The 2,243-nt window shown below is 36.3% G+C and carries 2 protein-coding genes; both read right to left on the bottom strand.

Features of this window, described 5'->3' with window-relative positions:
- Window positions 1–191: 191 nt before the first annotated feature.
- Window positions 192–761, bottom strand: coding sequence for a phosphoribosylglycinamide formyltransferase (gene purN / locus ENL20_10190; protein ID HHE38925.1), 570 nt, complete (start codon window positions 759–761; stop codon window positions 192–194).
- 197 nt (window positions 762–958) lie between these two features.
- On the bottom strand, window positions 959–2,230 hold the full coding sequence (purD, locus tag ENL20_10185) for a phosphoribosylamine--glycine ligase (GenBank protein ID HHE38924.1): 1,272 nt from the start codon (window positions 2,228–2,230) through the stop codon (window positions 959–961).
- Window positions 2,231–2,243 lie beyond the last annotated feature (13 nt).

The following is a 2,243-nucleotide window of genomic DNA, read 5'->3' as shown; positions in this document are numbered from 1 at the left end:
CTATGAGATGTGTGTATTGTCCACCAAAATCTATAATTGCTATTTTTTTCATATTATCCCTAACCTTGAAAAAGTTTTAAAAGAATTCTCTTCTTGCTATACTTTTTCAACGGTTCAAATTGTTCACATCGTTATCATCATCAACCATTGAAAAGGCTAATATGAAAGAAATCCTCTGGCAGAAGCCATTTTCAAGGTTTCATTATCTCTTTCAAACACTCACTATAAAACCGATGCTCGATCTTCAAACCTTTCTGCTCCACTTCTTCGATGGTTTTACATTCCGAAATATCCACTTCTTTTTTTCCAATCACTTTTCCTGTATCCAATCCTTCATCAACAAAATGAACTGTAACTTTTGTTGTTTTCAGTTTATTCTCAAACGCCCATTCATAACCGTGCAAACCTTGATGTAAAGCAGTATCAGCAGGATGAATATTAATTATTCTGTTTGGAAATTCCTGTACGATTTCGGGAGCAATTATTTTCATATAACCAGCCAAAATAATGAAGTCGGGATTTTTCTTTTTGAGATGTTCCAATAATAATGAATTATATGTTTTTCGCTTTTTCCCTTTTGATTCGATGACACAAGTTTCCAAACCAAAATTTGCAGCAATCTCCAATCCTGGAGCATCTTTTTTGTTGGAAAATACTTCCGTAATTTCACAGTAATCTTTCAAGATTCCGTTCTGAGCATTTTCAGCAATTGCTCTCATATTGCTGCCGCGACCAGTGATCATAATTAAGATTTTCTTCATAACTCCTCTTATTCACCGCACCCGTCCTCCGTAGAAATGCAACTGCGGAGGGTGGAAAGACGCAAAGAACGCAAAGAAAATCTCCTCTTGAGAGGAGTACTCCGGCAACTGCCGGAGGAAGGTGTGTTTCATTGGATATTCATTTTTCCAGCCATTGAAAAGGTCAATTGAAAGAATTCCTCTGGTAGAGACCATTTTCAAGGTTTTCGTTTGCCGATATCTTTCCTGAAATATACATCGTTGAACTCGATTTTCCGGCATTCTTGATATACTTTCTCAATCGCTTCTCCCAGTGTTTTTCCGCGTGAAACTACATTTAGAACTCTCCCGCCATTCGATAAGATTTTTTCATCTTCTTTTTTCGTTCCCGCATGGAAGATCAGAGTTTCTTCGGATACATCTTCAAATCCTATGATCTCGTATCCTTTTTGATATGATTTCGGATATCCACCGGAAGCAAGAACAACATCAATAAAGAAATCATCAAAAAATTCCATTTTATAATCTTTCAGAGTACCGTCAAAACAAGATAGAACAAGTTTTAATAAATCTCCTTTAAAAGCAGGAAGCACAACTTCAGTTTCCGGATCACCAAGACGAACATTATATTCCAGAACTTTCGGACCGCTTTTGGTGATCATCAATCCGAAATAAATAACACCTTTGTAATTGAAATTTTCTTTTTTCAATCCTGCAATCGTAGGTTCGATAATTTTTTCTTTGATTTGTTCTTTCAATTTTTCAGTGTAAAACGGCACCGGACAAAAAGCTCCCATTCCGCCTGTATTCGGTCCTTTATCTCCGTCCAGAAGTTGTTTATGATCCTGGGAAGGAAGCAGAAGCTGATAGTTTTCTCCATCCGTAAAAGCGAGGATAGAAATTTCAGATCCTGCCAGTTTTTCTTCGATTAAAAATGGAGCATCTTCTCCATATTTTTCTTTTATTTCAGAAACTGATTGTTCTGCTTCCTCGATGGTTGAACAAACGAAAACGCCTTTTCCGGCTGCCAAACCATCGTATTTAATGACGCAGTTACCGTTCATATTTTGAATTGTAGATCGAAACTTGTTTCGATCCGGTTTAAAATTGATATTGGATTTCGGAACAAGTTCCGAACTACTTTCTCCCGTTGCAATTCCATATTTTTGCATAAACTTTTTTGCGAAAATTTTTGAGCCTTCCAATTGGGCTGCCTTTTTATCGGGTCCAAAAACTTTTATTTCAGAATCTTTGAAATAATCGACAATTCCATTTGCCAGCGGATCTTCCGGTCCAACAAAGATCAAATCAATTTTTTCCTTTTCACAGAATTTTTTGATTTCTTTAAAATCATTTACATTTATTGGAATATTGTTTTCAGTTCCACCATTTCCAGGCAGAACAAATACTTTTTCCGCTTTTTTACTTTGAGATAATTTCCAGGCAATAGCATGTTCCCTACCACCGGAACCGATTACTGCAATTTTCATAATTCTCCTTTTT

This window comes from Candidatus Cloacimonadota bacterium (genome assembly GCA_011372345.1).
GTDB lineage: Bacteria > Cloacimonadota > Cloacimonadia > Cloacimonadales > TCS61 > DRTC01.
This window is presented reverse-complemented; position numbering and strand designations above follow the sequence as displayed.

What these genes read in the sequence shown, in the direction of transcription:
- purN (HHE38925.1), bottom strand. Translation starts at nt 761, where the DNA reads ATGAAGAAAATCTTAATTATGATCACTGGTCGCGGCAGCAATATGAGA.
- purD (HHE38924.1), bottom strand. Translation starts at nt 2,230, where the DNA reads ATGAAAATTGCAGTAATCGGTTCCGGTGGTAGGGAACATGCTATTGCC.